This is a genomic window from Streptomyces sp. CA-181903 (genome assembly GCF_050937075.1).
Taxonomy (GTDB): Bacteria; Actinomycetota; Actinomycetes; order Streptomycetales; family Streptomycetaceae; genus Streptomyces.
Genome location: NZ_JBNJLY010000001.1, coordinates 2,889,948 through 2,915,088, shown reverse-complemented (window position 1 = coordinate 2,915,088; position 25,141 = coordinate 2,889,948). Strand labels below are relative to the sequence as shown.

21 protein-coding genes, 1 other RNA gene and 1 pseudogene are annotated in these 25,141 nt (G+C 73.6%); 20 read left to right on the top strand and 3 right to left on the bottom strand.

Going from position 1 to position 25,141, the window contains the following annotated elements:
• Positions 1-453: 453 nt before the first annotated feature.
• The 5 genes and pseudogenes from ACQEVS_RS13075 (at position 454) to ACQEVS_RS13055 (ending at position 6,273) form a co-directional block, all read left to right on the top strand.
• A complete protein-coding gene (locus ACQEVS_RS13075) occupies positions 454-2,190 on the top strand; it encodes a serine/threonine-protein kinase (RefSeq protein ID WP_433019615.1) in 1,737 nt (578 codons plus the stop codon).
• Positions 2,187-2,339 carry a hypothetical protein gene (locus tag ACQEVS_RS13070; RefSeq protein ID WP_433019612.1) on the top strand — a complete coding sequence of 51 codons (153 nt, stop codon included), beginning with the start codon at positions 2,187-2,189 and terminating at the stop codon, positions 2,337-2,339. The genes ACQEVS_RS13075 and ACQEVS_RS13070 overlap by 4 nt, the downstream gene beginning before the upstream one ends.
• A gap of 338 nt (positions 2,340-2,677) precedes the next feature.
• Positions 2,678-4,020 (top strand): annotated as a pseudogene (locus ACQEVS_RS13065) (serine/threonine-protein kinase).
• Positions 4,021-4,183: 163 nt separating this feature from the next.
• The gene (prfB, locus tag ACQEVS_RS13060) at positions 4,184-5,290 is read left to right on the top strand and encodes a peptide chain release factor 2 (RefSeq protein WP_433019609.1); all 1,107 of its coding nucleotides are present in this window, start codon (positions 4,184-4,186) and stop codon (positions 5,288-5,290) included.
• Positions 5,291-5,511: 221 nt separating this feature from the next.
• Positions 5,512-6,273, top strand: a complete 762-nt coding sequence (locus tag ACQEVS_RS13055) for a hypothetical protein (protein WP_433019606.1) — start codon at positions 5,512-5,514, stop codon at positions 6,271-6,273.
• Positions 6,274-6,431: 158 nt separating this feature from the next.
• Here ACQEVS_RS13055 and ACQEVS_RS13050 read toward each other — a convergent pair whose 3' ends face one another.
• Entirely contained in the window at positions 6,432-6,626 is a 195-nt protein-coding gene (locus ACQEVS_RS13050) for a hypothetical protein (protein ID WP_433019603.1), read from the bottom strand.
• A gap of 329 nt (positions 6,627-6,955) precedes the next feature.
• Between ACQEVS_RS13050 and ftsE the strand changes: the two genes are divergently transcribed.
• The 6 genes from ftsE (at position 6,956) to ACQEVS_RS13020 (ending at position 12,371) form a co-directional block, all read left to right on the top strand.
• Complete coding sequence (gene ftsE, locus ACQEVS_RS13045) at positions 6,956-7,645, top strand: cell division ATP-binding protein FtsE (RefSeq protein ID WP_004951920.1); 690 nt, start codon at positions 6,956-6,958, stop codon at positions 7,643-7,645.
• A gap of 19 nt (positions 7,646-7,664) precedes the next feature.
• Complete coding sequence (gene ftsX / locus ACQEVS_RS13040; RefSeq protein ID WP_433019599.1) at positions 7,665-8,576, top strand: permease-like cell division protein FtsX; 912 nt, start codon at positions 7,665-7,667, stop codon at positions 8,574-8,576.
• A gap of 201 nt (positions 8,577-8,777) precedes the next feature.
• The gene (locus ACQEVS_RS13035) at positions 8,778-9,929 is read left to right on the top strand and encodes a S41 family peptidase (RefSeq protein ID WP_433019596.1); all 1,152 of its coding nucleotides are present in this window, start codon (positions 8,778-8,780) and stop codon (positions 9,927-9,929) included.
• An 18-nt stretch (positions 9,930-9,947) separates the two neighbouring features.
• Entirely contained in the window at positions 9,948-10,457 is a 510-nt protein-coding gene (smpB, locus tag ACQEVS_RS13030) for an SsrA-binding protein SmpB (RefSeq protein WP_433019593.1), read from the top strand.
• A gap of 105 nt (positions 10,458-10,562) precedes the next feature.
• Positions 10,563-10,932: a transfer-messenger RNA gene (gene ssrA / locus ACQEVS_RS13025) on the top strand.
• Positions 10,933-11,102: 170 nt separating this feature from the next.
• Entirely contained in the window at positions 11,103-12,371 is a 1,269-nt protein-coding gene (locus ACQEVS_RS13020; RefSeq protein ID WP_433019590.1) for a hypothetical protein, read from the top strand.
• Here ACQEVS_RS13020 and ACQEVS_RS13015 read toward each other — a convergent pair.
• Positions 12,368-12,511 (bottom strand): hypothetical protein, encoded by a 144-nt coding sequence (locus ACQEVS_RS13015; RefSeq protein WP_433019587.1) that lies wholly within the window; start codon positions 12,509-12,511, stop codon positions 12,368-12,370. The genes ACQEVS_RS13020 and ACQEVS_RS13015 overlap by 4 nt on opposite strands.
• A gap of 84 nt (positions 12,512-12,595) precedes the next feature.
• Between ACQEVS_RS13015 and ACQEVS_RS13010 the strand changes: the two genes are divergently transcribed.
• The 6 genes from ACQEVS_RS13010 to ACQEVS_RS12985 all read left to right on the top strand — a co-directional run bounded on the left by ACQEVS_RS13010 (position 12,596) and on the right by ACQEVS_RS12985 (position 19,906).
• Positions 12,596-13,594 carry a LysR family transcriptional regulator gene (locus ACQEVS_RS13010; RefSeq protein ID WP_433019584.1) on the top strand — a complete coding sequence of 333 codons (999 nt, stop codon included), beginning with the start codon at positions 12,596-12,598 and terminating at the stop codon, positions 13,592-13,594.
• Positions 13,595-13,763: 169 nt separating this feature from the next.
• Entirely contained in the window at positions 13,764-13,997 is a 234-nt protein-coding gene (locus tag ACQEVS_RS13005; protein WP_433019581.1) for a hypothetical protein, read from the top strand.
• A gap of 170 nt (positions 13,998-14,167) precedes the next feature.
• A complete protein-coding gene (locus ACQEVS_RS13000) occupies positions 14,168-14,869 on the top strand; it encodes a CGNR zinc finger domain-containing protein (RefSeq protein WP_433019578.1) in 702 nt (233 codons plus the stop codon).
• Between the two features lie 127 nt (positions 14,870-14,996).
• Positions 14,997-17,333 carry a HelD family protein gene (locus tag ACQEVS_RS12995; protein ID WP_433027514.1) on the top strand — a complete coding sequence of 779 codons (2,337 nt, stop codon included), beginning with the start codon at positions 14,997-14,999 and terminating at the stop codon, positions 17,331-17,333.
• 555 nt (positions 17,334-17,888) lie between these two features.
• Positions 17,889-19,322, top strand: a complete 1,434-nt coding sequence (locus tag ACQEVS_RS12990) for an NAD-dependent malic enzyme (protein ID WP_433019575.1) — start codon at positions 17,889-17,891, stop codon at positions 19,320-19,322.
• Positions 19,323-19,624: 302 nt separating this feature from the next.
• Complete coding sequence (locus tag ACQEVS_RS12985) at positions 19,625-19,906, top strand: HU family DNA-binding protein (protein WP_004951951.1); 282 nt, start codon at positions 19,625-19,627, stop codon at positions 19,904-19,906.
• 328 nt (positions 19,907-20,234) lie between these two features.
• Here ACQEVS_RS12985 and murA read toward each other — a convergent pair whose 3' ends face one another.
• Positions 20,235-21,569, bottom strand: coding sequence for a UDP-N-acetylglucosamine 1-carboxyvinyltransferase (gene murA, locus ACQEVS_RS12980; protein ID WP_433019572.1), 1,335 nt, complete (start codon positions 21,567-21,569; stop codon positions 20,235-20,237).
• A gap of 272 nt (positions 21,570-21,841) precedes the next feature.
• Between murA and ACQEVS_RS12975 the strand changes: the two genes are divergently transcribed.
• The 3 genes from ACQEVS_RS12975 (at position 21,842) to ACQEVS_RS12965 (ending at position 24,797) form a co-directional block, all read left to right on the top strand.
• Entirely contained in the window at positions 21,842-22,468 is a 627-nt protein-coding gene (locus ACQEVS_RS12975) for a YqgE/AlgH family protein (RefSeq protein ID WP_433019569.1), read from the top strand.
• Between the two features lie 117 nt (positions 22,469-22,585).
• Entirely contained in the window at positions 22,586-22,876 is a 291-nt protein-coding gene (locus tag ACQEVS_RS12970) for a DUF3039 domain-containing protein (RefSeq protein ID WP_078588184.1), read from the top strand.
• 274 nt (positions 22,877-23,150) lie between these two features.
• Positions 23,151-24,797, top strand: coding sequence for a beta-N-acetylhexosaminidase (locus ACQEVS_RS12965; RefSeq protein ID WP_433019565.1), 1,647 nt, complete (start codon positions 23,151-23,153; stop codon positions 24,795-24,797).
• Positions 24,798-25,141 lie beyond the last annotated feature (344 nt).

Genomic DNA, 25,141 nt, shown 5'->3' with positions numbered 1-25,141 from the left:
GGCGGCCCGTACGGTGTGGTGGAGAAAACGTCCGATCGCGATCGTGGATCGATCGGATACTTGGGGACTTTCTTCCTTTCTTCTTCGCTTTCCTTCGTTTGGCGACACCCTGACCTGGCCTGACCTTGCCGGCCCACGCCCGCCCGCGCCCCCGCCGGAACTCCCGCCACCGCCCGTGGCAACCAACCGTCCCGGCGGCGCGTCTTTCCCCCGTGCCCCACCGATTCGCCAGGACGGCGGCGCGTGGGGCCGCACTACAGTGGGCCGGAGGGCCGGTCCCGGGAGACCGGGAGCCGGAAGGCCGGACCGAACCGAGGACAACCGGCGAGAACCGGGAAGAACCGGAACGAAGAACCGGGAAGAACCGGAACGAAGAAGCGGCCCGGCATCCGGTTCGCGGCACGACCGCGGGCCGGCCACCGGGCCGGAGCACACGACCAGGGAGCGCATGACGTGCGGCCGGTAGGCAGCAAATACCTGCTCGAAGAGCCGCTCGGACGCGGAGCGACGGGCACCGTCTGGCGGGCGAGCCAGCGGGAGGCGGCGGGTGCCGAGGCGGCCGTGGCCGGGCAGCCCGGCGAGACCGTCGCCATCAAGGTCCTCAAGGAGGAGCTGGCCAACGACGCGGACGTCGTCATGCGCTTCCTGCGCGAGCGCTCCGTGCTGCTGCGGCTCACCCACCCGAACATCGTCCGTACCCGCGACCTCGTCGTCGAGGGCGACCTGCTGGCCCTGGTGATGGACCTGGTCGACGGCCCGGACCTGCACCGCTACCTGCGGGAGAACGGCCCGTTCACCCCGGTGGCCGCGGCCCTGCTGACCGCCCAGATCGCCGACGCCCTGGCGGCCAGCCACGCCGACGGCATCGTCCACCGCGACCTCAAGCCGGCCAACGTCCTCCTGAAGAACGAGGACGGCCGGATGCACCCGATGCTCACGGACTTCGGCATCGCCCGCCTCGCGGACTCGCCAGGACTGACCCGCACCCACGAGTTCGTCGGCACCCCGGCGTACGTCGCCCCGGAGTCCGCCGAGGGCCGCCCGCAGACCTCCGCCGTCGACATCTACGGCGCCGGCATCCTGCTGTACGAGCTGGTCACCGGCCGCCCGCCGTTCGCTGGGGCGACCGCCCTGGAGGTGCTGCACCAGCATCTGAGCGCGGAGCCGCGCCGCCCCACCACCGTCCCCGAGCCCCTGTGGACGGTCATCGACCGCTGCCTCCGCAAGCGCCCGGAGGAGCGGCCGAGCGCCGAGAGCCTGGCCCGTGCCCTGCGCGTGGTGGCGGCCGGCATCGGTGTGCACGCCAGCCCGGCCCAGGCGGAGGCGGCGCTCGGCGTCGCCGCGCTGCTCGCCCCGGACCCGCAGCCGGCCCCCGTCCCCGGTACCGGCCAGGCGGGTCAGGGCGGGCCCGGCGCCGGCTTCGGCGACGCGGACCCCACCCAGGTGCTGCCCCCGACCGTCGACCCGTCGGCCGGCCGGGGCCCGGGCGCGTATGACCCGAACGCGGCCACCAGCGTGCTGCCCAGCACCCCGCCGGGCCCCGACGCCGGCCCGACCCGGATCCTGCCCACCGGCTCCGCGCCGGGCCCAGACGGCACCCGGGTCATGCCCACCGGCCCCGGCGGGTACGGCGGGGCGGACCCGACGCGCGCCATGCCGCCCGTCGACCCGGACCAGCAGCAGGCCGACGGCCCGCACCCCTGGCAGACGCAGCTGCGCGCGGCCCGCGACCGCAACGACCAGACGCAGGTCCAGTACCTGGACCCCAGCGAGGACCCGCTGCGCCGGCGCCCCACCCGCCGCCCGGCCCCGCAGCAGCAGCCGTACCAGCAGCAGCCCTATCAGCAGCCGTATCCGCAGCAGGGCTACCCGGACCGGCAGGGTTACGGGAACCCTCCGTACCCCAACCCCCAGCAGTCCTCTTATCCGCAGCAGCAGGCGCAGCAGTACCCGCCGCAGCAGCCGCAGCAACAGCGTCAGGCCGCGCCGCAGCGGCCCGCCCCCGAGCGGCCCGAGCGTCGTCGCCCCGAGCCGCGCCGGCAGCAGCCCGCGCCCGCTCCGGAGCCGCAGCGGTACGCGCCCCCGAGCCGGAGCCCGCGCCCCGGCGTGAGCCCCGTCCGCCCCGGCAGCGCAGCGCGAATCCCATGCGCATCCCTGGCCTCGGGTGCCTCAAGGGCTGCCTTTTTGTGATCGTCATCTTGGTCATCGGTTCCTGGGCGGTGTGGGAGTTCACCCCGCTGAAGGACTGGGTCGCCGACGGCAGGAGCTTCTGGGACGCCGCCTGGGACTGGGTCACCAAGGCCAAGGACTGGGTGTCCGAGCTGGGGTCGAAGGCGTAGTCCCGGACGGACGGCCCCGGACGGCCCCGGACGGAGCGGCGGACGATGTGACGCCGACGGGTGCCGGTGGGTGCCGGTAGGTGGTGCCGATGGGATGCCGCCGGGATGTCGGCCCATCCGGCCGGGGTGGTGAAACGTTGCGCCCCGGCCTCGAAAACACAACCGGCCGGCGGGAACGCGACCGGTGGACGGCCGGGGTCCGGAACGGGCCGCCACCCGTAGGGTGGCTTGTGCCGCGGAATGGGCGTCCGGCACCGGCCGGTGCCCCTAGCATCCCCTCGGCCGCGTAGGTTGTCGCTGACGCGCCTGTCGGATGTCGGAGGAGTCGGGGAACAGTCTTGGCACGGAAGATCGGCAGCCGGTACACCGCCCACCAGGTCCTCGGCCGGGGCAGCGCCGGAACGGTGTGGCTCGGCGAGGGGCCCGAGGGCCCGGTCGCGATCAAGCTCCTGCGCGAGGACCTCGCGTCCGACCAGGAGCTCGTCGGCCGGTTCGTCCAGGAGCGCGCCGCCCTCCTCGGTCTCGACCACCCGCGCGTGGTCGGCGTCCGCGACCTGGTCGTGGACGGCGCCGACCTCGCCCTGGTGATGGACCTGGTCCGGGGCACGGACCTGCGCACCCGGCTCGACCACGAGCGCCGGCTGGCGCCCGAGGCGGCCGTCGCCATCGTCGCGGACGTCGCCGACGCCCTGGCCGCCGCACACAAGGCCGGGGTCGTCCACCGCGACGTCAAACCGGAGAACGTCCTCCTCGACATGCAGGGCCCGCTCGGGCCCGGCGGCGCCCATCCGGCGCTGCTCACCGACTTCGGCATCGCCCGCCTCGTGGACGCCCCGCGCCCGGCCCGGGAGCGGCAGCCGGGCGCGGGCGGCCGGGGGCCGCGCAGCGGAGCGTCATCGGCACCCCCGACTACCTCGCGCCCGAGATCATCGAGGGGCTGCCGCCGCGCGCCTCCGTCGACGTGTACGCGCTGGCGACCGTCCTCTACGAGCTGCTCGCCGGGTTCACGCCGTTCGGCGGCGGGCACCCCGGGGCCGTCCTGCGGCGGCACGTCACCGAGACGGTGGCGCCGCTGCCGGGCATCCCCGACGAGCTGTGGCAGCTGATCGTCCAGTGCCTGGCCAAGGCGCCCGCCTCCCGGCTGCGCGCCTCCGAGCTGGCCTCCCGCCTGCGGGAACTGCTTCCCGGCCTGGCCGGGCTGCCGCCGCTGGACATCGACGAGCCGGGTGCCGAGGAGCACGCGGAGTACGCCGGTCACGGTGACACGTCCGGCGACGGCGCGGGGGCTCCCGGTACGGCGTACGACGGGCAGGGTGCGCCCGCCGGGGCGGCGCCCGCGCCGCGTCGCCGGGGTGCGGTCCCCCTCGTGCCCACCCCGGCCTTCGACTCCACCCGGGACACGCATACGAGCATGCGCGTACCGGGTCCCGAGGAGCTCGCGGGCGGCGCGCACGGCACGGCCCGCGCCCCTCGGGCCGCCGGTGAGCCCCGGGCCGGCTCCGCCCGGCACCGCACCCCCGCCGAGGCCCGGCGCCGCCGCCGGATCAAGCTGGGCGCCGCGGCGGCGGCCCTGGCCGCGGCGGCCGGCGTGGGCGGCTGGCTGGCCACCGCCCACCACGACTCCGGCGATGCCAAGCCGGGCGTGCACCGCACGGACACGCCCCAGGGCGAACTCCCGTAGCGGACGCGCCGCCCGCCCGGGGAGGGCGCGCCGCACGTCCAAGGAGGAGCGCCCGGTCGTCCGGGGGCCGCCGGGACCGTCCCGCGCGCCCCCGGTTCCCGGCCGGACACCCCGGTCCCGCAGGGCGTCCCCCGCCGCCCCGCGCACCGGTTAGGCTGGTTGCGTGGCAGTCGTTGACGTATCCGAAGAGCTCAAGTCCCTCTCCTCCACCATGGGGTCGATCGAGGCCGTCCTGGATCTCGACAAGATGAGGGCCGACATCGCCGTGCTCGAGGAGCAGGCGGCAGCCCCGTCGCTGTGGGACGACCCGGAGGCGGCGCAGAAGATCACCAGTCAGCTGTCGCACCTCCAGGCCGAGCTGCGCAAGGCCGAGACGCTGCGCGGCCGCATCGACGACCTCGGGGTGCTCTTCGAGCTCGCCGAGGCCGAGGACGACGCCGACGCCCTCGCCGAGGCCGAGGCGGAGCTGGGCTCCGTCCGCAAGGCGCTGGACGAGATGGAGGTCCGCACCCTTCTGTCCGGCGAGTACGACGCCCGTGAGGCGCTCGTCAACATCCGGGCCGAGGCCGGCGGCGTGGACGCCTCCGACTTCGCCGAGCGGCTCCAGCGGATGTACCTGCGCTGGGCCGAGCGCCACGGCTACAAGACGGAGATCTACGAGACCTCGTACGCCGAAGAGGCCGGCATCAAGTCGACCACCTTCGCCGTCCAGGTCCCCTACGCCTACGGCACCCTCTCCGTCGAGCAGGGCACCCACCGCCTCGTCCGCATCTCGCCCTTCGACAACCAGGGCCGCCGCCAGACGTCCTTCGCGGGCGTCGAGGTGCTGCCCGTGGTCGAGCAGACCGACCACGTCGAGATCGACGAGTCCGAGCTGCGCGTCGACGTGTACCGCTCCTCCGGCCCCGGCGGCCAGGGCGTCAACACCACCGACTCCGCGGTGCGACTGACGCACCTCCCGACCGGCATCGTCGTCTCCTGCCAGAACGAGCGCTCGCAGATCCAGAACAAGGCGACCGCGATGAACGTCCTCCAGGCCAAGCTGCTGGAGCGGCGCCGCCAGGAGGAGCAGGCCAAGATGGACGCCCTCAAGGGCGACAGCGGCGGCTCCTGGGGCAACCAGATGCGTTCGTACGTCCTGCACCCCTACCAGATGGTGAAGGACCTGCGCACCGAGCACGAGGTCGGCAACCCGCAGGCCGTTCTCGACGGTGACATCGACGGCTTCCTGGAGGCCGGCATCCGCTGGCGTAAGCAGCAGGAAAAGTAGGACGAAATGCTGAAGGATCCGGGCATAGCGTCCGGATCCCGCTTGACGCTGCCCTGGAATCTCGGAAGGCTGGCGAGCGGCATGCGTATCACTGGGGTGCGTGTGGCGGGGGGCGTGCCACCCGGCCGTACGGCCGGAGTCGTCGCGCACGGTTCCCCGGAGCCGCCGCCCCGTGGATGGCTGCTCCATCGACGAGACCAGCTACTGGGGGTAGCAGGCATATGACCAACAAGACGCGGTTGCGCGTTGCGCGCATCACCGCGGGTGCGGTGATCGCCGCGGGTGCTTCGCTGACGGCCGCGGGTGTGGCGTCGGCCGCCGGCGTGGACGTTCCGCTGGACGGCCTGAAGAAGGGCAAGTCCGTGTCGGTGCCCGACGGGCCGGGCGACGGCCAGACCCCGCCGCCGGGCGGCGGGGACACCACGCAGCCGCCGACGAGCATTCCGCAGCCTCCGACGACGGACCCGAAGCCGCCTACGGAGGACCCGAAGCCTCCGACGACGGATCCCAAGCCGCCCACGGAGGACCCGAAGCCTCCGACGACGGACCCGAAGCCGCCCACGGAGGATCCGCAGCCTCCGACGACGGACCCCAAGCCGCCGACGACGGACCCGAAGCCGCCCACGGGGGACCCGCAGCCTCCGACGACGGACCCCAAGCCGCCGACGACGGACCCGAAGCCGACGAGCGACCCCACGGGCGAGCCGACCCCCGGCACCACCAGCTCGCCCTCCACCGGCAGCGGCACCGGTCCCGGCGCCACCGACAAGGCGTGCCCGGTGGACACCAGCAGCGGCAACTGCAACACCGGTGCGGACGGCGCGGCCGTCAAGCCTGTCCAGCAGGCCAAGCCCAAGGAGGAGCTGGCGCAGACCGGTGCCGGTCAGACCGAGTTCCTGGTCGCCGGCGCCGCGACGATGATCGCGGGTGGCATCGGCTTCCGGCTGCTGCCGCGGGCGATCAACCGCAAGACCGTCGCCTGACCGCGAACACGCCCGACCGCCGCGCGGAAACGTTCCGGCGCGGCCCGGTGCGAAGGCGCTGACGCGACGAGGCCCGGGGTGCCGTACCGCACCCCGGGCCTCGTCGTCCGTCGTGGTCCGTACCGAGGGGAACCTCCGACCGGATCGCTACCGTCGACTCATGCCGCGAAACTGCGCGCGACGACCGCCAGGGCCACCAGTGCCACCAGGAGCGCCACCAGCGCGGCCGGGGTCAGGCCCGCGAAGAGGCCCTCCTGCTGCTGCAGCCGCTCGCGGCTCGCCCGGCAGACCGGACACCGTCCCTCGCTGACCGGGGACGCACAGTTGGCGCACACCAGTCGGTCGCATGTCATGCGAATTCCTCCTCCGGTACGTCCAACGCGCGAGAGAGCCGTGCGGTTCCCCCTACCACTGTGCCAGCTTTCCCGCCCTTCGGCGCGACCGGTGTCCGGGAGCCGCCTCGAACGGTACCTCCGTACGTCCCGCTGACGCCCGTGCGAGCCGATTGTCCCCTTTTATTCCCCGCGTCCGACCCGGCCGCCGGAGACGAAGCAGCCCGCGGACGCCTCGACACAGGACGCCGACTGCGCGTACACGGGTCGTTCGCGTATGGTCACGCTCACCGACGGGCGCCACGGCCGTGGCGTTCCGTGCCGCTCTCCAGGTCGCACGTGGTGCACTCGTGATTCGATTCGACAACGTCTCCAAGTCCTACCCGAAGCAGAGCCGCCCGGCGCTCCGGGACGTCTCGCTCGAGATCGAGAAGGGCGAGTTCGTCTTCCTGGTCGGTTCCTCGGGTTCCGGCAAGTCCACCTTCCTCAGACTCCTGCTGCGCGAGGAGCGGGCCAGCCACGGCCGGGTGCACGTCCTGGGCAAGGACCTCGCCCGGCTCTCCAACTGGAAAGTGCCGCACATGCGCCGCCAGTTGGGCACGGTGTTCCAGGACTTCCGCCTGCTGCCCAACAAGACGGTCGCCCAGAACGTGGCCTTCGCCCTGGAGGTCATCGGCAAGCCGCGCGGCGAGATCCGCAAGGCCGTCCCGCAGGTGCTGGAGCTGGTCGGGCTCGGCGGCAAGGAGGGCCGGATGCCCGGTGAGCTCTCCGGCGGCGAGCAGCAGCGGGTGGCCATCGCCCGGGCGTTCGTCAACCGGCCGATGCTGCTGATCGCCGACGAGCCGACGGGCAACCTCGACCCGCAGACCTCGGTCGGCATCATGAAGCTGCTCGACCGGATCAACCGGACCGGCACCACCGTCATCATGGCCACCCACGACCAGCAGATCGTGGACCAGATGCGCAAGCGGGTCATCGAGCTCGACCAAGGCCGTCTCGTGCGCGACCAGTCGCGCGGCGTCTACGGCTACCAGCACTGAAAGGCAGTGAAAGGACGCCATGCGCGCCCAGTTCGTTCTGTCGGAGATCGGCGTCGGTCTCCGCCGCAATCTCACGATGACCTTCGCGGTGATCGTGTCGGTCGCCCTCTCGCTCGCCCTGTTCGGCGGTTCGCTGCTGATGAACGAGCAGGTCAACTCGATGAAGGGTTACTGGTACGACAAGGCCAACGTCTCGATCTACCTCTGCAACAAGACCGACAAGGCGAACTTCCCGTCCTGCGCCAAGGGCGCGGTCACGGATGAGCAGAAGAAGCAGATCAAGGCCGATCTGGAGAAGATGCCGATCGTCCAGAGCATCCAGTTCGAGACGACGGACGAGGCGTACAAGCACTACAAGGAGCAGTTCGGCAACCAGCCGCTGGCCACCGTGGTGACCGCCGACCAGATGCAGGAGTCCTTCCGCGTCAAGCTCAAGGACCCCACCAAGTACGAGGTCATCTCCAGCGCCTTCCAGAAACGCCCGGGCGTGCAGACGGTCGAGGACCAGAAGGACACCCTCAAGAGCCTGTTCAACCTCCTGAGGTACATGAACTGGGGTGCGCTGGGCGTCATGTTCCTGATGCTCGTCGTCGCGCTGCTGCTGATCGTCAACACGGTCCGGGTGTCCGCGTTCAGCCGCCGCCGGGAGACCGGGATCATGCGGCTCGTCGGGGCGTCCAGCTTCTACATCCAGGTGCCGTTCATCGCGGAGGCGGCCGTCGCCGGGCTGCTGGGCGGCGGGCTCGCCTGCGTGCTGCTCGTCTGCGGCCAGCAGTTCCTGGTGAACGACCTGCTGGCCACGCACATCGACGTCATCCAGTTCATCGGCTGGAGCGCGGTGCTGACCAAGCTGCCGCTGATCCTGGCGACCGGCCTGCTGATGCCGGCGCTGGCCGCGTTCGCGGCGCTGTGGAAGTACCTGAAGGTCTGACGCGACGGAAGGTCCGACGTTCCGAAGGTCCGAAGCATTCGAAGGTCGGACGTTCCGAAGATCCGAAGCATCGGAAGATCCGACGTACCCGGAAATCCGGAGTGCCCGAAGGTCCGAGGGGCCCCGAGGCGCCGGGTGCCGTACGGTCCGGGAGCGGCCAACTCCCCGTACGGCGCCCGGCGGTGTCCTAGACTCTCGCGCATGCCCGGCCCGACGATGTTCGTACCGCACCGCCGTCACCGGCGCGGCGCGGTCCTGACGCTGGTCTTCGCCGGGGCGCTGGCGACCGGGGCGGCCACCGGCTCCTGGGGCGCGGACGCCCGCGGTGGGCCGCCGTCCGCGGCGGCCCGCGCCCCGCGTTCGTCCGCCCCGGCACCGCACACGAAGAGCGCCCGGCCGCCCGTCCGCGCCCCCGCGAACACCGGGCGCTCCGCGGACCGCTGGGGCGGGGTCTACAGCGCCACCGAGTACGAGGGGTTCCAGCACGCCCTGCGCGGCGAGTACGTCGGCGTCGGGCTGTCCGTGCGCCGGGCCGCCGACGGGCGGATGGAGGTCGACGGCGTCGAGCGCGGCGGCCCGGCCGCCCGCGCCGGGATCGCCCCGGGGGACCGGCTGCGGTCGGTGGACGGCACGGAGGTGACCGGGCGGCCGGTCACCGAGGTCGTCGCCCGGCTGCGCGGCGGCCCGTCGGGCAGCGGTACGCCCGTCACCCTCGGCCTGGCGCGGGACGGCGGCCGGGAGTGGGAGAGCACCCTGCGGCGCGCGCGGCTGCGCACCCGCAGCGTCGTCGCCGAACGCTTCCGGGACGGGCCCGCCGCGGGCACCCGGATCAAGGTGGAGTCGTTCACCCATGGCACCGGCAAGCAGGTGCGGGCCGCGGTCCGGGGCGCCGGGCCTCGCGAGGGAGTCCTGCTCGACCTGCGCGGCAACTCGGGCGGGCTGGTCACCGAGGCTGTCACCAGCGCCTCCGCCTTTCTGGACGGCGGGCTCGTCGGCACGTACGACGTGCACGGCCGGCAGCGGGTGCTGGAGGCGCGTCCGGGCGGCGACACGAGACGTCCGCTCGTCGTCCTGGTCGACGGGGGCACCATGAGCGCCGGCGAACTGCTGGCGGGCGCCCTCCAGGACCGGGGGCGGGCCGTCGTCGTCGGCTCCCGGACGTTCGGCAAGGGCTCGGTCCAGATGCCCCGGCCGCTGCCCGACGGCTCGGTCGCCGAGCAGACCGTCGGCCACTGGCGCACCCCCTCCGGACAGGCCGTGGACGGCCGGGGGATCACCCCCGATCTGGTCGTCCACGGGGACGCGGAGTCCCGGGCCCGCGCGGTATTGGGTGGCCTCGGGCCGGGGGCCTAGTGCGAGAATGACCGCACTATGGGAAAGCAGCAGAAGCAGCCCAAGGAACCCGGGCGCAAGCTCGTCGCGCAGAACAAGAAGGCGCGGCACGACTACCACATCATCACCACGTACGAGTGCGGCATGGTCCTGACCGGCACCGAGGTCAAGTCGCTGCGGCAGGGCCGGTCCTCGCTGGTGGACGGCTTCGTGCAGATCGACGGCGGCGAGGCGTGGCTGCACAACGTGCACATCCCCGAATACGCGCAGGGCACGTGGACGAACCACAGCGCGCGCCGCAAGCGCAAGCTGCTGCTGCACCGCGCCGAGATCGACAAGCTGTCCTCGAAGGCCGACGAGACCGGTCACACGATCGTGCCCCTCGCGCTGTACTTCACCTCGGGCCGCGCCAAGGTCGAGATCGCGCTGGCCAAGGGCAAGAAGGAGTACGACAAGCGGCAGACGCTGCGGGAGAAGACGGACCGCCGCGAGGCGGACCGCGCCATCTCCGCCGCCCGCCGGCGTCAGCGCGCGCAGGCGCCCCGGTAGCTCCCCGGGGGGACCTCCCGGGAATGCGCTGGCACCGTTCGGCGTTGGTCACGTACGATGGGCAGCGCACACCCCACCGTGGGTTGCACGTTGAAAAAACAACATGGGGATGATCGGTTTCGACAGCGGATGTCGAAGCAGGGGAAGCGAGCCGAGGAAGCGGCAATGATCTCGTAAACCATATGTCGCAACCAATAATCGCCAACACCAAGCGCGATTCCTTCGCCCTCGCTGCCTAAGTAGCGACTTGCGAAGTGTCAGCCCGGGGCTGTTCCCGACCCGGATCCTGGCATCAGCTAGGGAACTAAACCACTAGGCCCGGCCACGGGGCCTGGTGGGAAACCAAACAGTGGCTGGGCCCGTCGGAGACTTGTCCGTGTGATCTCCGGGGCCGAGAAAATCGCAGCGGACTGCGCTCGGAGAAGCCCTGATTCCGCACCGTTGGACGCGGGTTCGATTCCCGCCATCTCCACAGATCACCCATGTGAGGCAGAGGCCCCACCGCCCCGGCGGTGGGGCCTTTGTCGTACCCCGGCCCGGGCCGTGCCCGATGCCCGATGTCGTACCCGAGTGGTTCCATGGCAGGAGGCAGCGCAACCGGAGGGCCCCGGAGGCCCTCTTCCAGAGACAAAGGGGGGTGGCGCCATGAAGAGGATCGTCCGAGCGGCCGCCACGGTCGCGGCCGGTGCGGGTGCGGTGCTGCTGGTGGGGGGCGCCGGGGCGTCGGCCGCCGACGGGCCCGGCCGCGGGGCCGTCCACGTGCTCGTCAACGGGGCGTTCGAGAACCGGCCGGGGGAGCTGGTCGACATCGACGTGCAGGGCGTCCGGGCGGGCGCCGCCGTGACCGCCCACTCGCCGGCCTTCCGCGGGCCGGTGCGCCTCACGCCCTACGGCGGACGGGCGCCGGACGCCGGGCAGGGCCACCACGCGCGGCCCGCCGTCGCCGCGTCCGCCCGCCCCGGCGCGTACCCGCTGACCGTCCGGGTCGGCGGCCGGACGGTGGCCGAGGACCTGGTGCGGGTACGGGCCCCGAGGCCGCCGCTGTTCCAGGTGACGGACGGGGGCGGGGCGCTGCGGCCGGGGGAGCGGGTCGGCCTCTGGTACGACGATCTCTGCCCGGGGGAGCGGGGCACCTCCTACACGGTCCGCTCGCCGGTCTTCCCGGCGCCCGTGCGGCTGGTCCACGACCCCAGGGGCAGCCACTGGAACAACCCGCGGATGTTCGGCGCCTCGGTGGCGCTGCCGCTCGGCGCCAAGGACGGCACATACAAGGTGACGCTCACCGGGCCGGGCGGCCGGGCGCTCCGCGAGGCGCGGCTCGTGGTGCGCGCCGCCCGCCCGGGCGACGGCGACTACGTGGGCCGGGCGCGCGGGCCGGCCTTCTTCACCGTTCCCGGAACGCCCGAACGGGCCCGCACGGACGGGCAGCGGGTGGGCGCCGGCGGGACGGTCAACGTCCTGTGGCGCGACGCGTCGCCCGACCCCGGCGAGGACGGCCGGCTGACGGCGACGTCCCCGGCCTTCGAGACGCCGGTGCCGCTCCGGCGCGACGACAGCAAGGCGGGCGACGGCGACGACCCGCGCTACTACGGACCGGCGCGCATCCGCCGGACGCTGGGCCCGGGCGCGTACCCGGTGACCGTGGTCAGCCACCACGGGCGGGTGCGGAAGACGGGGCGGCTGCTGGTCACCGGCACCGGTGAGGGGAGTGCCACCGCCGAGCGACCGGGCGGTGCCATACGCCCCGCCGTGAGCGCGGCGGACGACCGGGGCGGACGGGCCGCGGAGCCGGCCGGCGGCGGAGGGTCCGGCGTGCCGGTGGCCGCGCTGGCGGGGGCCGGCGGAGGCGTGGCCGGCGCGGCGGCGCTGGGCGTCGTGCTGGTCCGGCGGCGCCGGGCGCGGGCGATCGGCTAGCGGGGGCCGGTGGGGGCGGGCTTGTGCCCGCCGGTCCGCGCCGGGCGGAGCCGGCGGAGCAGGGGCGTCCGGTCGCGGGGCGGCGCGGGAGCGTCGCGGTGGCGGGGCGGGACGAGGAGGAAGGGGAGGTGGGTGGTCATGTGACCAGCCTCGGGCCGGGCAGCGGTCCCGGTCCAACACCTGATCGATGGCCATTCACGCACTCTTGTTGTTGACTGCGCCGCATGCCGCACGACATCGAGCCGCGCCTGCTGCGAGCGTTCGCCGCCGTCGCCGACGAACTGCACTTCACCCGGGCCGCCGCACGGCTCCACCTCGCGCAGCAGGCGCTCAGCCGGGACATCCGGCGCCTCGAACAGCGGCTGGGGGCGCAGCTGTTCAGCCGGACGACGCGGGCGGTGACGCTGACGGCGGAGGGCGCGCGGCTGCTGCCGTACGCCCGGCGTGTGCTCGCCGCGCAGGACGAACTGGCGGCGGCCTGGGCGCGCGAGGAGCGCCCGCTGCTGGTGGACGTCGTCTCCCCGGCGAGCACCGCCCACCGGATCGTCGTCCGGGCCCGCGCCGCCGCGCCCCGGGTGGAGCTGGTCGCCCGCCACCACAGTGGCCTCACCGGCGCCGCCGCCGCGATCCTGGCGGGACGGCTGGACGTCGCCTTCGGCCGGGTCGCGGGGCTGCCGGTGGAGGTCAGGACGGCGCTGGAGCACCGGCCCGTGCGGTACGAGCGGATGGCCGTCCTGCTGCCCGCCAACCACCGGCTGGCGGGCCGCGCGGCCGTACCCCTGGAGGCGCTGCGCGGCGAGACGCTGTACGCCGCCGCCGGCAATCCGGCCACCGCCGAGTGGACCGACCTCGCCCGCCGCCTCTTCGAGGGCCGCGGCATCGCGATGGCCGAGCCCTTCCCCGAACTGGAGGGGGACGAGGAGTTCGCGCGCGTCGTGCGCAAGCGGGGGTGGTCGGTGCTGGCGGGCACCGAGTTCCTGAAGGTGCCCGGGATGGTCCTGCGCCCCCTCACCGACCCGGTTCCCCTTTCCCCGGTCTCGATGGTCTGGCGCAAGGGCCTCCGCCACCCCGGCCTCGACGCCCTCCTCGCCGCCGCCTCCGGCTTCCCGGAGGAGCGGTGGCTGGACCGCCCGCCCGGGGCGTGGCTCCCGGCGGAGGACGCGGCGGCGATGGGCGGGCCCGCCGGGGCCACGGGCGGCGGTGCCGGCCGGGCGGGCCCGTGATCAGGGCGGGAGCACGGTGCCGGCCGTGTACTCCGGCGGGTGATCGCGGGCGGTTGCCGCCCGGCGGCACGGCGGCCGACAATTGGTCCGGTGATCCGGTCCGGGAGCCGAACCGTCCGGCCGGAGCCGCCGGACCGAAGCGTGCTCCACTCGTGCCACGGAGGCCGACATGGCGGGATTCCTCGACCGGGCCAAAGAACAGGCCCAGCAGGCGTTGCAGCAAGGCAAGCAGAAGGTCGACGAGGTGCAGGCCCAACGGGCGGGCGGCGAGCTGCTGAAGAGGCTCGGCGCCGCCTACTACGCCGAGCAGCGCGGCAAGGGCAGCGGCCAGACCACCCAGGACGCCCTCAACGCCCTGGAGGCGCACATCGCCGTCCACGGCGACGGGTTCCTGCGCGGCTGACGCCGGGGTGGAGGGCCCTCCAGGCCCCTCCAAGCCCCTCCGCGCGGTGGCGCGTCCGCCGGTCGTGGGGGTTCCGGCCGGGCGTCCGGCCGGGCACCCTGTGGGGTGGTGCGTCTCTCCGCGCGGCGCAGCTCCGCACAGGGCTCCCCCAGGGAAAAGGTGACAGGCAGATGGCGGCGGCCTCCCACGACCTGCGGTTCGACTCCGGGCGGCTCTGCCTGGACCTGGTGGCCACCGGGGTGGGGCGGCCCGGCGACGGTCCCGGGGAGCGGCTCGGCACGCCGGAGCGGCTGCGCGCCTGGCTGCTGGGCGCCCGCGTCGTACCCCCGGGCACACCGCTGGAAGCCGTCGACGCCGGCTGGCTCGGGCGCTTCCACGCCCTGCGCCACCTGCTGCACCGCGTCGTCCGTGCGGAGGCCGCGGACGGTCCGGAGCACGCCGCCGAGGCGGACCTCGAACGGGTCAACGCCCTCGCCGCCGAGCCCCCGCCCGCCCCGCGGGCCGTCCGGGGCGCCGACGGCGGTCTCGTCCGCGCCGTCGCCGCCCCGCCGGACTGCGCGGCGCTGGTGTCCCTGGTGGCCCGGGACGCGGTCGAACTGCTCACCGACCCGGCCGTCCGCGGCCTGCTGCGCCAGTGCGAGGGCGAGAGCTGCACCCTGCTCTACCTGGACACCTCCCGGGGCCGGCGGCGCCGCTGGTGCTCCAGCGAGGTGTGCGGCAACCGGGAGCGCGTGGCCCGGCACCGCCGCCGCGTGATGAACGGCGAGGGAGTGCAAGAAGGGGCGCGAGATTCGGGCGGGACCGCCGAGGCGTCCGCAACCGGGCCCGGCCGCGCGGACGTTGCGCCGTCACCGCACCCCGCCAAGCCATGACCGACCGTGCCAAACCTCTCATGTCCTGACAGGTGCGCTAGGTACCCCTGTTCGCGTACGGTTGAAGGCTGCCCTACGCACACAGAAGGGGGCCTGGGTGGCCGCGCAGAACGCCACACGCGCGCAGGTGGCGACGGATCCGCAGAACGCCGGAAACGCCGGGAACGGCGGGGGGACCACGCATCCGGACGGGATCCGTGACCGTGAGATCGGTGCCGAGCAGCACCATCTCGACCGGGTGTACCGGCGCCTCGAGGAGAAGATCCACGAGGCCGAGTTCCTCATGGACGACGCCGCCAAGCGCGGCCAGGTGGGGACGCCGGGGGCGCTCGCCGAACGGGACGCCCAGGTGTTCCGCGCCGGGGTCCACCTCAACCGGCTGAACAGCGAGTTCGAGGACTTCCTCTTCGGCCGCATCGACCTGCTGCCCGGCAAGGACGGCAAGAAGGGGCCCGACGGCGCGTACACCTCCGTCGAGCCCGCCGACGACGCCGTCCGCGACGGCCGGGCCGAGATCGCCGAGACGCTGCACATCGGCCGCATCGGCGTCCTGGACACCGACTACTCGCCGCTCGTCATCGACTGGCGGGCGCCCGCCGCCGCGCCCTTCTACCGGTCGACGCCGGTGGCGCCCGGCCGCGTGGTGCGCCGCCGGGTGATCCGCTCCAAGGGCCGCCGGGTGCTCGGCGTCGAGGACGACCTGCTCCGCCCGGAGCTGCGGGCGACCCTGGACGGCGCCGCGCTGCCGGTGGTCGGCGACGGTGCCCTGATGGCCGCGCTCGGCCAGGCCCGCAGCCACACCATGAGGGACATCGTTTCTTCGATCCAGGCCGAGCAGGACATGGTGATCCGCGCCCCCGCCGCCTCGGTGACCGAGGTCGAGGGCGGCCCGGGCACCGGCAAGACCGCGGTGGCCCTGCACCGCGCCGCCTACCTGCTCTACCAGGACCGCAGACGCTACGCGGGCGGCATCCTGATCGTCTCGCCGACGCCGCTGCTCGTCGCCTACACCGAGGGCGTGCTGCCGTCGCTGGGCGAGGAGGGGCAGGTCGCCATCCGCGCCCTCGGTTCGCTGGTGGACGGCGCGGAGGCGGAGACCTACGACGAGCCGGCCGTGGCCCGGGTCAAGGGCTCGTCGCGCATGCTCAAGGTGCTCCGCAAGGCCGCGCGCGGCGCCCTCGACGTCCCCCGCGCCGGGGCCGTCCCCGACCGGCTGCGCGTCGTCGCCTTCGGCGCCCGCGTCGAGCTGGGCCCCGAGGAGCTGGACCGCATCCGGCAGTCCGCGCTCGGCGGCACCGCCCCCGTCAACCTGCTGCGGCCCCGCGCGCGCCGGCTGCTGCTGGACGCCCTGTGGTCCCGCGCGGGCGGCCCCAAGCGGTACACCGACCCGGAGATGGCCGCCGAGGCCCGCGCGGCGTTCGACGAGGACATCACCACCGAGGACGACTTCCTGTCCTTCCTGGCCGCCTGGTGGCCGGAGCTGGCGCCGCGTCAGGTCCTGGCGCTGCTCGCCGACGAGCGGCGGCTCGGGCGCTGGGCCCGCCGTGTGCTCAACCCGCGCGAGATCCGGCAGCTCGCCCGCTCGCTGGGCCGGCTGGACGCGGAGGGCAAGGGTCCGCTCTCGGTGCACGACGTGGCGCTGCTGGACGAGCTGGAGACGCTGCTCGGCGCCCCGCCCCGGCCCCGCAGACCCCGCGAGCTCGACCCGCTCGACCAGCTCACCGGCCTGGAGGAGCTGATGCCCGAGCGGATGGAGAGCCGCCGCGAGCGGGCGGAGCGGCTGGCGCAGGAACGCCGCGACTACGCGCACGTCATCGTCGACGAGGCGCAGGACCTGACGCCGATGCAGTGGCGGATGGTCGGCCGCCGGGGCCGCCACGCCACCTGGACGATCGTCGGCGACGCGGCCCAGTCGTCCTGGTCCGACCCGGACGAGGCCGCGGCGGCCCGGGACGAGGCGCTGGGCACCCGCCCCCGCCGCCGCTTCCGGCTCACCGTGAACTACCGCAACCCGGCCGAGATCGCCGAACTGGCGTCGAGGGTGCTGGCGCTGGCCATGCCGGGGATGGAGTCCCCGTCCGCCGTCCGCTCCACGGGCGTCGAACCGCGCTTCGCCGTCGCCGGCCCCGACCTCGCCGCGTCCGTCCGCGCCGAGGCGGAGCACCTGCTGGCCGAGGTGGACGGGACGGTCGGCGTCGTCGTGCCCATGGGCCGGCGGGCCGAGGCGCGGGCGTGGCTGGCCGGCCTCGGCGACCGGGTGGTGGCGCTGGGCAGCCTGGAGGCCAAGGGCCTGGAGTACGACGCGACGGTCGTGGTCACACCGGCCGAGATCGCCGACGAGTCCCCGGCCGGACTCCGCGTCCTGTACGTGGCCCTGACCCGTGCCACGCAGCGGCTGACGGTGCTGGCGGGGGAGCGGGACGAGCCGGACGCGGACGGGGTGCCGGACCTGCTGCGGGACTGAGGCGTCCGGGGGTCGGGGGTCTACGGGCGGCGGAAGTGCCGTACGCCGCCCGGATGGTCGTCCGGCCGGTTCCGGCGGAACTCCCGGTACCGGGAATGACTTCCGGGAGGCGTTTGTTAGCCTGAATACGGCACCGGCTCGATCCAAGCCCCCGGGCCCAACCTTAGTCGCTTCGAGCGACCACTTGCCGCGAGGCGAGCATGGCGGGTCGGTGCCGCTGAACCTTCCGCGCAACGGGCGGTTCCCTCCGAAGACCTTGGAGGGAACCGCCCGTTCGTGTTCGATCGTGTCCAGTCGTGTGCGGTCGTCGTCCGTACCGGCTTTGCCCGGGGTTTGCCCGGGGCGGCGCATGATGGGAAGGCGGGGTTTGCCCAGGTGGGCGGCCCCGAGCGCTCTCATATGGTGAAACCCACCTTCCGGAAAGACGGTGCTGGTTACCGTCTACCGGCCGGTAGGTGCGACGATCGGACGTCGCCCGGCGCGGGTCGGCCTCCGGCCGGACCGCACGGCGGGCGCGCGGAACAACGCAATCAGCGAAAGCAGGGGAAAGCGGCCATGGCAACGGCGCCTAGCGTCTCGTACTCGATGACGGTCCGACTGGAGGTGCCCGCCGGCGGTACCGCGGTCAGCCAGCTCACCACGGCCGTGGAGTCCTCCGGCGGATCGGTGACCGGCCTGGACGTCACCGCCTCCGGCCACGAGAAGCTGCGGATCGACGTCACCGTCGCCGCGACGTCCACCGCCCACGCCGACGAGATCGTGCAGAAGCTGCGCGGCATCGAGGGCGTCAGCGTCGGCAAGGTCTCCGACCGGACCTTCCTGATGCACCTCGGCGGCAAGATCGAGATGGCGTCCAAGCACCCCATCCGCAACCGCGACGACCTCTCCATGGTCTACACGCCGGGCGTCGCCCGCGTCTGCATGGCCATCGCCGAGAACCCCGAGGACGCCCGCCGCCTGACCATCAAGCGCAACTCCGTCGCGGTGGTCACCGACGGCTCCGCCGTGCTCGGCCTGGGCAACATCGGCCCCAAGGCCGCGCTGCCCGTCATGGAGGGCAAGGCGGCCCTCTTCAAGCGCTTCGCCGGCATCGACGCCTGGCCGATCTGCCTGGACACCCAGGACTCCGACGCCATCGTCGAGATCGTCAAGGCCATCGCCCCCGGCTTCGCGGGCATCAACCTGGAGGACATCTCCGCGCCCCGCTGCTTCGAGATCGAGGCCCGGCTGCGCGAGGCCCTCGACATCCCGGTCTTCCACGACGACCAGCACGGCACCGCCATCGTCGTGCTCGCCGCGCTCACCAACGCGCTCCGCGTCGTCGACAAGTCCATCGGCGACGTACGCGTCGTCATGTCCGGCGCCGGCGCGGCCGGTACGGCCATCCTGAAGCTGCTGATCGCCGCCGGCGTCAAGCACGCCGTCGTCGCCGACATCCACGGCGTCGTGCACGCCGACCGCGACGACCTGGTCTCCGCCGACCCCGGCTCGGCGCTGCGCTGGATCGCCGACAACACCAACCCCGAGGGCATCACCGGGACGCTCAAGGAGGCCGTGCGCGGCGCCGACGTCTTCATCGGCGTCTCCGCCCCCAACGTCCTCGGCGCCGAGGACGTGGCCGCCATGGCCGGCGGCGCGATCGTCTTCGCGCTCGCCAACCCCGACCCCGAGGTCGACCCGGCGATCGCCCGCCAGACGGCCGCCGTGGTCGCCACGGGCCGCTCGGACTTCCCCAACCAGATCAACAACGTGCTGGTCTTCCCGGGCGTCTTCCGCGGCCTCCTGGACGCCCAGTCGCGCACCGTGAACACCGAGATGATGCTGGCCGCCGCCGGCGCCCTCGCCGACGTCGTCGCCGAGGACGAGCTGAACGCGAACTACATCATCCCGAGCGTCTTCAACGAGAAGGCCGCGGGCGCGGTCGCCGGAGCCGTCCGCGAGGCCGCGAAGGCCGCCGGAGTGGCTGTGACGGCCGCCACGACGGCCTGACCACGGCGCGTCGCGTGACGCGGCGCTCCTACGGCCCCCATAGGGTGTCGGGCAGTGAACGGGCCGCGGAAACGCGGCCCCCTCCGAGGCTGTGGCGCTTTCCGTGTGACTCTCCAGGGTGCCGGATTGGCTTTCCCACCACTGGTGGGGGCAGGATGCTCCCCCGAGGACTCCGTCCAGGGGGCACCCCCCGGGGCGCGAGGGATCTAGTGGCGGACCCGGGTCCGGGGACTGTCCGAGGGCCCTGGCAGCATCGGCTTCGATCTCACGCCTCATTGGCAAGAAAGACACGGGAGTACAACATGAACCGCAGTGAGCTGGTGGCCGCTCTGGCCGACCGTGCCGAGGTGACCCGCAAGGACGCCGACGCCGTTCTGGCCGCCCTCGCCGAGACCGTCGGTGAGGTCGTCGCCAAGGGCGACGAGAAGGTGACCATCCCCGGCTTCCTGACCTTCGAGCGCACCCACCGTGCCGCTCGCACCGCCCGGAACCCGCAGACGGGCGAGCCGATCCAGATCGCTGCCGGTTACAGCGTGAAGGTCTCCGCGGGCTCCAAGCTCAAGGAAGCCGCGAAGGGCAAGTAAGCCTTCGGACGCCGGAGGGCGGCCGTTCCCCGGGCGGGGGCGGCCGCCCTTTCGCGTGCGCGGCCGCTGCGCGGGCGCCTGCGGCGGGCTGTGCCCCGGTCCCGCCCCTTCGCCGTTTCCTGGGGGCAAGCCCCCTGCCCCCCTTTTTTTCGCGGCTTCGCCGCTTGTCCTCAAGCGCCGGACGGGCTGAAATCAGCCCGTCCGGCGCTTGAGGACAACCGCGCGCAGCGCGGTTTAGTGGGTGCGGGGGCGCAGCCCCTGCGAGAAACGGCGAAGGGGCGGGACCGGGGCATCCCACCCCCGCCCCGCCCCCACGGCGGAAAACCCGTCAGGCTCCCTGCGGACGCTCCACGTTCGCACCCAGATCCTGCAGCTTCTGCATGAAGTTCTCGTACCCGCGGTTGATCAGCTCGATCCCGTGCACCCGCGACGTCCCGTCCGCGGCCAGCGCCGCGATCAGGTAGGAGAAGCCGCCCCGCAGGTCGGGGATGACCAGGTCGGCGCCCTGGAGCTTCGTGGGGCCGGAGACGACCGCCGAGTGGAGGAAGTTCCGCTGGCCGAAGCGGCAGGCGGAGCCGCCGAGGCACTCGCGGTAGAGCTGGATGTGGGCGCCCATCTGGTTGAGGGCGGAGGTGAAGCCCAGCCGGGACTCGTACACCGTCTCGTGGACGATGGACAGGCCGGACGCCTGGGTCAGGGCGACGACGAGCGGCTGCTGCCAGTCGGTCTGGAAGCCGGGGTGGACGTCCGTCTCCAGCGCTATGGCGTTGAGCTCGCCGCCGGGGTGCCAGAAGCGGATGCCCTCGTCGTCGATCTCGAAGGCGCCGCCGACCTTGCGGTAGGTGTTGAGGAAGGTCATCATCTCGCGCTGGCTGGCGCCGCGGACGTAGATGTTGCCCTTGGTGGCGAGCGCCGCGCTCGCCCAGGAGGCGGACTCCAGGCGGTCGGGGAGCGCGCGGTGGTTGTAGCCGCCGAGCGAGTCCACACCGGTGATGCGGATCGTCCGGTCGGTGTCCATGGAGATGATCGCGCCCATCTTCTGCAGTACGCAGATGAGGTCCTCGATCTCCGGCTCCACGGCCGCGTTGGACAGGACGGTGACGCCCTCCGCGAGCACGGCCGTCAGCAGCACCTGCTCGGTCGCGCCGACCGACGGGTACGGCAGCTGGATCTTGGTGCCGCGCAGCCGCTGCGGGGCCTCCAGGTACTGGCCGCCCTCGCGCTTCTCGATGGTGGCGCCGAACTGGCGGAGCACCTCGAAGTGGAAGTCGATGGGCCGGCCGCCGATGTCACAGCCGCCGAGGCCCGGGATGAAGGCGTGGCCGAGGCGGTGCAGCAGGGGGCCGCAGAAGAGGATCGGGATGCGCGAGGAGCCGGCGTGCGCGTCGATGTCGGCGACGTTCGCGCTCTCCACGTGCGAGGGGTCGAGAACCAGCTCGCCCGGCTCGTCGCCGGGGCGCACGGTCACGCCGTGCAGCTGCAGCAGCCCGCGGACGACCCGCACGTCACGGATGTCGGGGACGTTGCGCAGGCGGCTGGGGCCGCTGCCGAGCAGGGCGGCGACCATGGCCTTCGGCACGAGGTTCTTCGCACCGCGGACACGGATCTCGCCCTCGAGCGGGGTACCGCCGTGGACAAGCAGGACATCGTCAGGGCCGGTCATGGATCTCGCGTTCCTGGAGTTGGGCAGGGGGCAAGAAGAAAGGGTAATGCGACCGGAGGGGCCCGATGCCGCCCCGAGGGGGGCCTTGGTACGTCATGGGTTTGTCACAACACGCTGCGTTAACGGAGTGGTCGCTACCGGTTATCGTCGGCCACCGGTAAAGGGCGTCGTCCGGCGCGCCCCCTCCGCCGTGCTCCGGAACGCTTCGTACCGGCCGGTTTTTCGTCCCTTCCGGGGGCTCCCGCGGGCCCGGAATGCGGGATCATGTCGCCATGACGGAGGTGTCCTCGCTCACAGGGCGGCTGCTGGTCGCGACCCCGGCGCTGGCGGACCCGAACTTCGACCGCGCGGTCGTGCTGCTGCTCGACCACGACGAGGAGGGCTCGCTCGGAGTGGTCCTCAACCGGCCCACGCCGGTCGGCGTGGGCGACATCCTCGCGTCGTGGGCCGCGCTGGCCGGCGAGCCGGGCGTGGTGTTCCAGGGCGGACCCGTCTCGCTGGACTCGGCGCTCGGCGTGGCCGTCGTCCCCGGGGACGAGCCCGGCAAGGACGCCCCCGCCGGCGGCCCGCCCGGCTCCGGCCCCGCGCGCCGCCCGGGCCGGGGCGATCCCGTCGGCTGGCGGCGGGTGCACGGCGCCATCGGCCTCGTCGACCTGGAGGCCCCGCCCGAACTGCTGGGGTCCGCCGTCGGCTCGCTGCGCATCTTCGCCGGGTACTCGGGCTGGGGGCCCGGGCAGCTGGAGGAGGAGTTGGTGGAGGGCGCCTGGTACGTGGTGGAGTCCGAGCCGGGCGACGTCTCGTCCCCGGACCCGTCCCGGCTCTGGCGGTCGGTGCTGCGGCGGCAGCGGAACGAGCTGGCCATGGTGGCGACCTATCCGGACGACCCCAGTCTGAACTGAGACGGTCCCCGTCCGGACCGAGGCGCGGGCGGTGCGGGCCGGGCGCGCGGCGGCGGCCGGACGCCGCGTCCGCCGAGCCTCGGCCGACCGCGCCGCTCCCCAGTACCCTTGGGGACCATGAGCACTCTCGAGCCCGAGCGCGGGGCAGGTACAGGCACCCTCGTAGAGCCGACACCGCAGGTGTCGCACGGCGACGGCGACCACGAGCGCTACGCCCATTACGTCCAGAAGGACAAGATCATGGAGAGTGCGCTCTCCGGCTCCCCGGTCGTCGCCCTCTGCGGCAAGGTCTGGGTGCCCGGGCGCGACCCCAAGAAGTACCCGGTCTGCCCGATGTGCAAGGAGATCTTCGAGGGCATGGGCGCCGGCGGGGACGACAAGGGCGGCAAGGGCGGCGACAAGAAGTAGCCCCACGGCGCGCCCCGCCCGGCCGCGCCGCCACCCTGTCCGACCGCACGGCTCTGCCCGACTGCACGGCTCTGTCTGACCTCACGGCTCTGTCTGACCTCACGGCTCCCCGGACGCGTCGACCACGCGGCCGGGGAGCCGTCGCGCGTTCGCAGCCGTGCAGGGCCGCGCGGGGGGCGGGACGCGGCAGGGCCCGGGGGCTGGCCGCCGCCCGTCCGGCCGGGGGAGGATCCGTTCCGGAACCGGACCAGGACCGCCTGCCGGAAGGGCTGCCATGAGCGACACCGAGACCGGACTCGTCCCCGCCCCGCGCCGCTTCGCCCGGGTCCCGCCCGACGAGGGCCTGGCGGTGCTGGACGGGGAGACGGGGATCGACGCCGGCCCGGGCACCGAGAGCACCGCCCGCTGGCTGCGCGCCACGGTCGGCGCCGCCACCGGGCTGCCGCTGCCCGACGGCGACGGCCACCACGACCACCTCGTCCTGCGCATCGACCCGCGGGTGGCCGGCGAGCTGGGACCGGAGGGCTACCGGATCGTCATCGACGGACACGGCGTCTTCCTCGACGGCGCCGATCCGGCCGGGCTCTTCTGGGCCGCCCAGACCTTCCGTCAGTTGCTGGGCCCCGACGCCTTCCGGCGGGCGCCCGTCGCGGCGCGGCGGGAATGGCACGTTCCGCGCGTCGGCGTCCAGGACGCGCCGCGCTTCGGCTGGCGCGGCGCCCTCCTCGACGTGGCCCGCCACTTCGTCCCCAAGGACGGCGTCCTCCGCTTCCTCGACCTGCTCGCCGCGCACAAACTCAACGTCCTGCACCTGCACCTGACCGACGACCAGGGCTGGCGCGTCGAGGTCGAGCGCTATCCGCGGCTGACCGAGGTCGGTGCCTGGCGGCCGCGGACGAAGCTCGGGCACCGGGCCTCGCCGCTCTGGGACGAGCGCCCGCACGGCGGCTACTACACGAAGGACGACCTGCGCGAGATCGTCGCGTACGCCGCCGCGCGGCACATCACCGTCGTCCCCGAGATCGACCTGCCCGGCCACTCGCAGGCCGCCATCGCCGCGTACCCCGAACTCGGCAACGCCGACGTCGTCGACACGGCCGCCCTCGGCGTGTGGGACACCTGGGGCGTCAGCCCGAACGTGCTCGCCCCGGCCGACGGCACCCTCGCCTTCTACGAGAACGTGCTGACGGAGGTCCTCGACGTCTTCCCCTCGCGCTTCGTGCACATCGGCGGCGACGAGTGCCCCAAGGACCAGTGGAAGGCGTCCCCGGCGGCGCGGGCCCGGATGGCGGCCGAGGGGCTGGCCGACGAGAAGGAGCTCCAGAGCTGGTTCATCCGGCACTTCGACCGCTGGCTTGCCGCGCGCGGACGGCGGCTGATCGGCTGGGACGAGATCCTGGAGGGCGGCCTGGCCGAGGGGGCCGCCGTGGCGTCCTGGCGCGGCTACGCGGGCGGCGTCGCCGCGGCCCGGGCCGGACACGACGTCGTCATGTGCCCCGAACAGCAGGTCTACCTCGACCACCGGCAGGCACCGGGACCGGACGAGCCCGTGCCCATCGGCTGGGTCCGCACCCTGGAGGACGTCTACCGCTTCGAGCCGGTGCCGGCCGGGCTCACAGCGGAGGAGGCCGGGCACGTCCTCGGGGCCCAGGCCAACCTCTGGACGGAGGTGATGGAGGACCAGCAGCGCCTCGACTACCAGGCGTTCCCCCGGCTGGCCGCCTTCGCCGAGGCGGTGTGGTCGGCCCTTCCGCCGCCCGCCGAACGGGACTTCGCGCACTTCGAACAGCGCATGGCCGTCCACTACCGGCGGCTGGACGCGCTGGGCGTGGCCTACCGCCCGCCCGGCGGCCCCCGCCCCTGGCAGCGCCGGCCCGGTGTGCTCGGACGCCCGATCGAGGGGGCGCCCCCGATCGTGTGACGTGGAGCGGAAGGTCCCGGTCCGCCCGGTGCGGCCCTGGCACGGTGGACCTCCGCACACCGCCGTAAGTCGTACAAGGCCCGGCCAAAGACGGTCATATGCCGCCATGGTGGGCGGGACGTGACGGGACGTGGCGGATGTGGCGGAGCGTGGCGGGACGGAGCCGGACGGAGCGGGACGGGGACGAGGGCCGGAGCGGCAGCCGAGACGATGACGAGACGATGACCGGGCCGACCGGGTCGACCGGAACCGCCGGGACCTCGCGCGCCGCGAGGCGTCCGCGCGCCGTCTTGACGGCGGCCGGAGCGGCCTCGTCCGTCAGGGGCGGGACCTCTCCGGCCGGC

Coding starts and splice junctions, on each gene's coding strand:
- ACQEVS_RS13055 (WP_433019606.1), top strand. CDS start 5,512: ATGACCAACAAGACGCGGTTGCGCGTTGCGCGCATCACCGCGGGTGCG.
- ACQEVS_RS13015 (WP_433019587.1), bottom strand. CDS start 12,511: ATGACCACCCACCTCCCCTTCCTCCTCGTCCCGCCCCGCCACCGCGAC.
- ACQEVS_RS13050 (WP_433019603.1), bottom strand. CDS start 6,626: ATGACATGCGACCGACTGGTGTGCGCCAACTGTGCGTCCCCGGTCAGC.
- smpB (WP_433019593.1), top strand. CDS start 9,948: ATGGGAAAGCAGCAGAAGCAGCCCAAGGAACCCGGGCGCAAGCTCGTC.
- ACQEVS_RS13010 (WP_433019584.1), top strand. CDS start 12,596: ATGCCGCACGACATCGAGCCGCGCCTGCTGCGAGCGTTCGCCGCCGTC.
- ACQEVS_RS13005 (WP_433019581.1), top strand. CDS start 13,764: ATGGCGGGATTCCTCGACCGGGCCAAAGAACAGGCCCAGCAGGCGTTG.
- ACQEVS_RS12975 (WP_433019569.1), top strand. CDS start 21,842: ATGACGGAGGTGTCCTCGCTCACAGGGCGGCTGCTGGTCGCGACCCCG.
- ACQEVS_RS12990 (WP_433019575.1), top strand. CDS start 17,889: ATGGCAACGGCGCCTAGCGTCTCGTACTCGATGACGGTCCGACTGGAG.
- ACQEVS_RS12970 (WP_078588184.1), top strand. CDS start 22,586: ATGAGCACTCTCGAGCCCGAGCGCGGGGCAGGTACAGGCACCCTCGTA.
- ACQEVS_RS12965 (WP_433019565.1), top strand. CDS start 23,151: ATGAGCGACACCGAGACCGGACTCGTCCCCGCCCCGCGCCGCTTCGCC.
- ACQEVS_RS13000 (WP_433019578.1), top strand. CDS start 14,168: ATGGCGGCGGCCTCCCACGACCTGCGGTTCGACTCCGGGCGGCTCTGC.
- ACQEVS_RS13035 (WP_433019596.1), top strand. CDS start 8,778: ATGCCCGGCCCGACGATGTTCGTACCGCACCGCCGTCACCGGCGCGGC.
- murA (WP_433019572.1), bottom strand. CDS start 21,569: ATGACCGGCCCTGACGATGTCCTGCTTGTCCACGGCGGTACCCCGCTC.
- ACQEVS_RS13020 (WP_433019590.1), top strand. CDS start 11,103: ATGAAGAGGATCGTCCGAGCGGCCGCCACGGTCGCGGCCGGTGCGGGT.
- ftsX (WP_433019599.1), top strand. CDS start 7,665: ATGCGCGCCCAGTTCGTTCTGTCGGAGATCGGCGTCGGTCTCCGCCGC.
- ACQEVS_RS12985 (WP_004951951.1), top strand. CDS start 19,625: ATGAACCGCAGTGAGCTGGTGGCCGCTCTGGCCGACCGTGCCGAGGTG.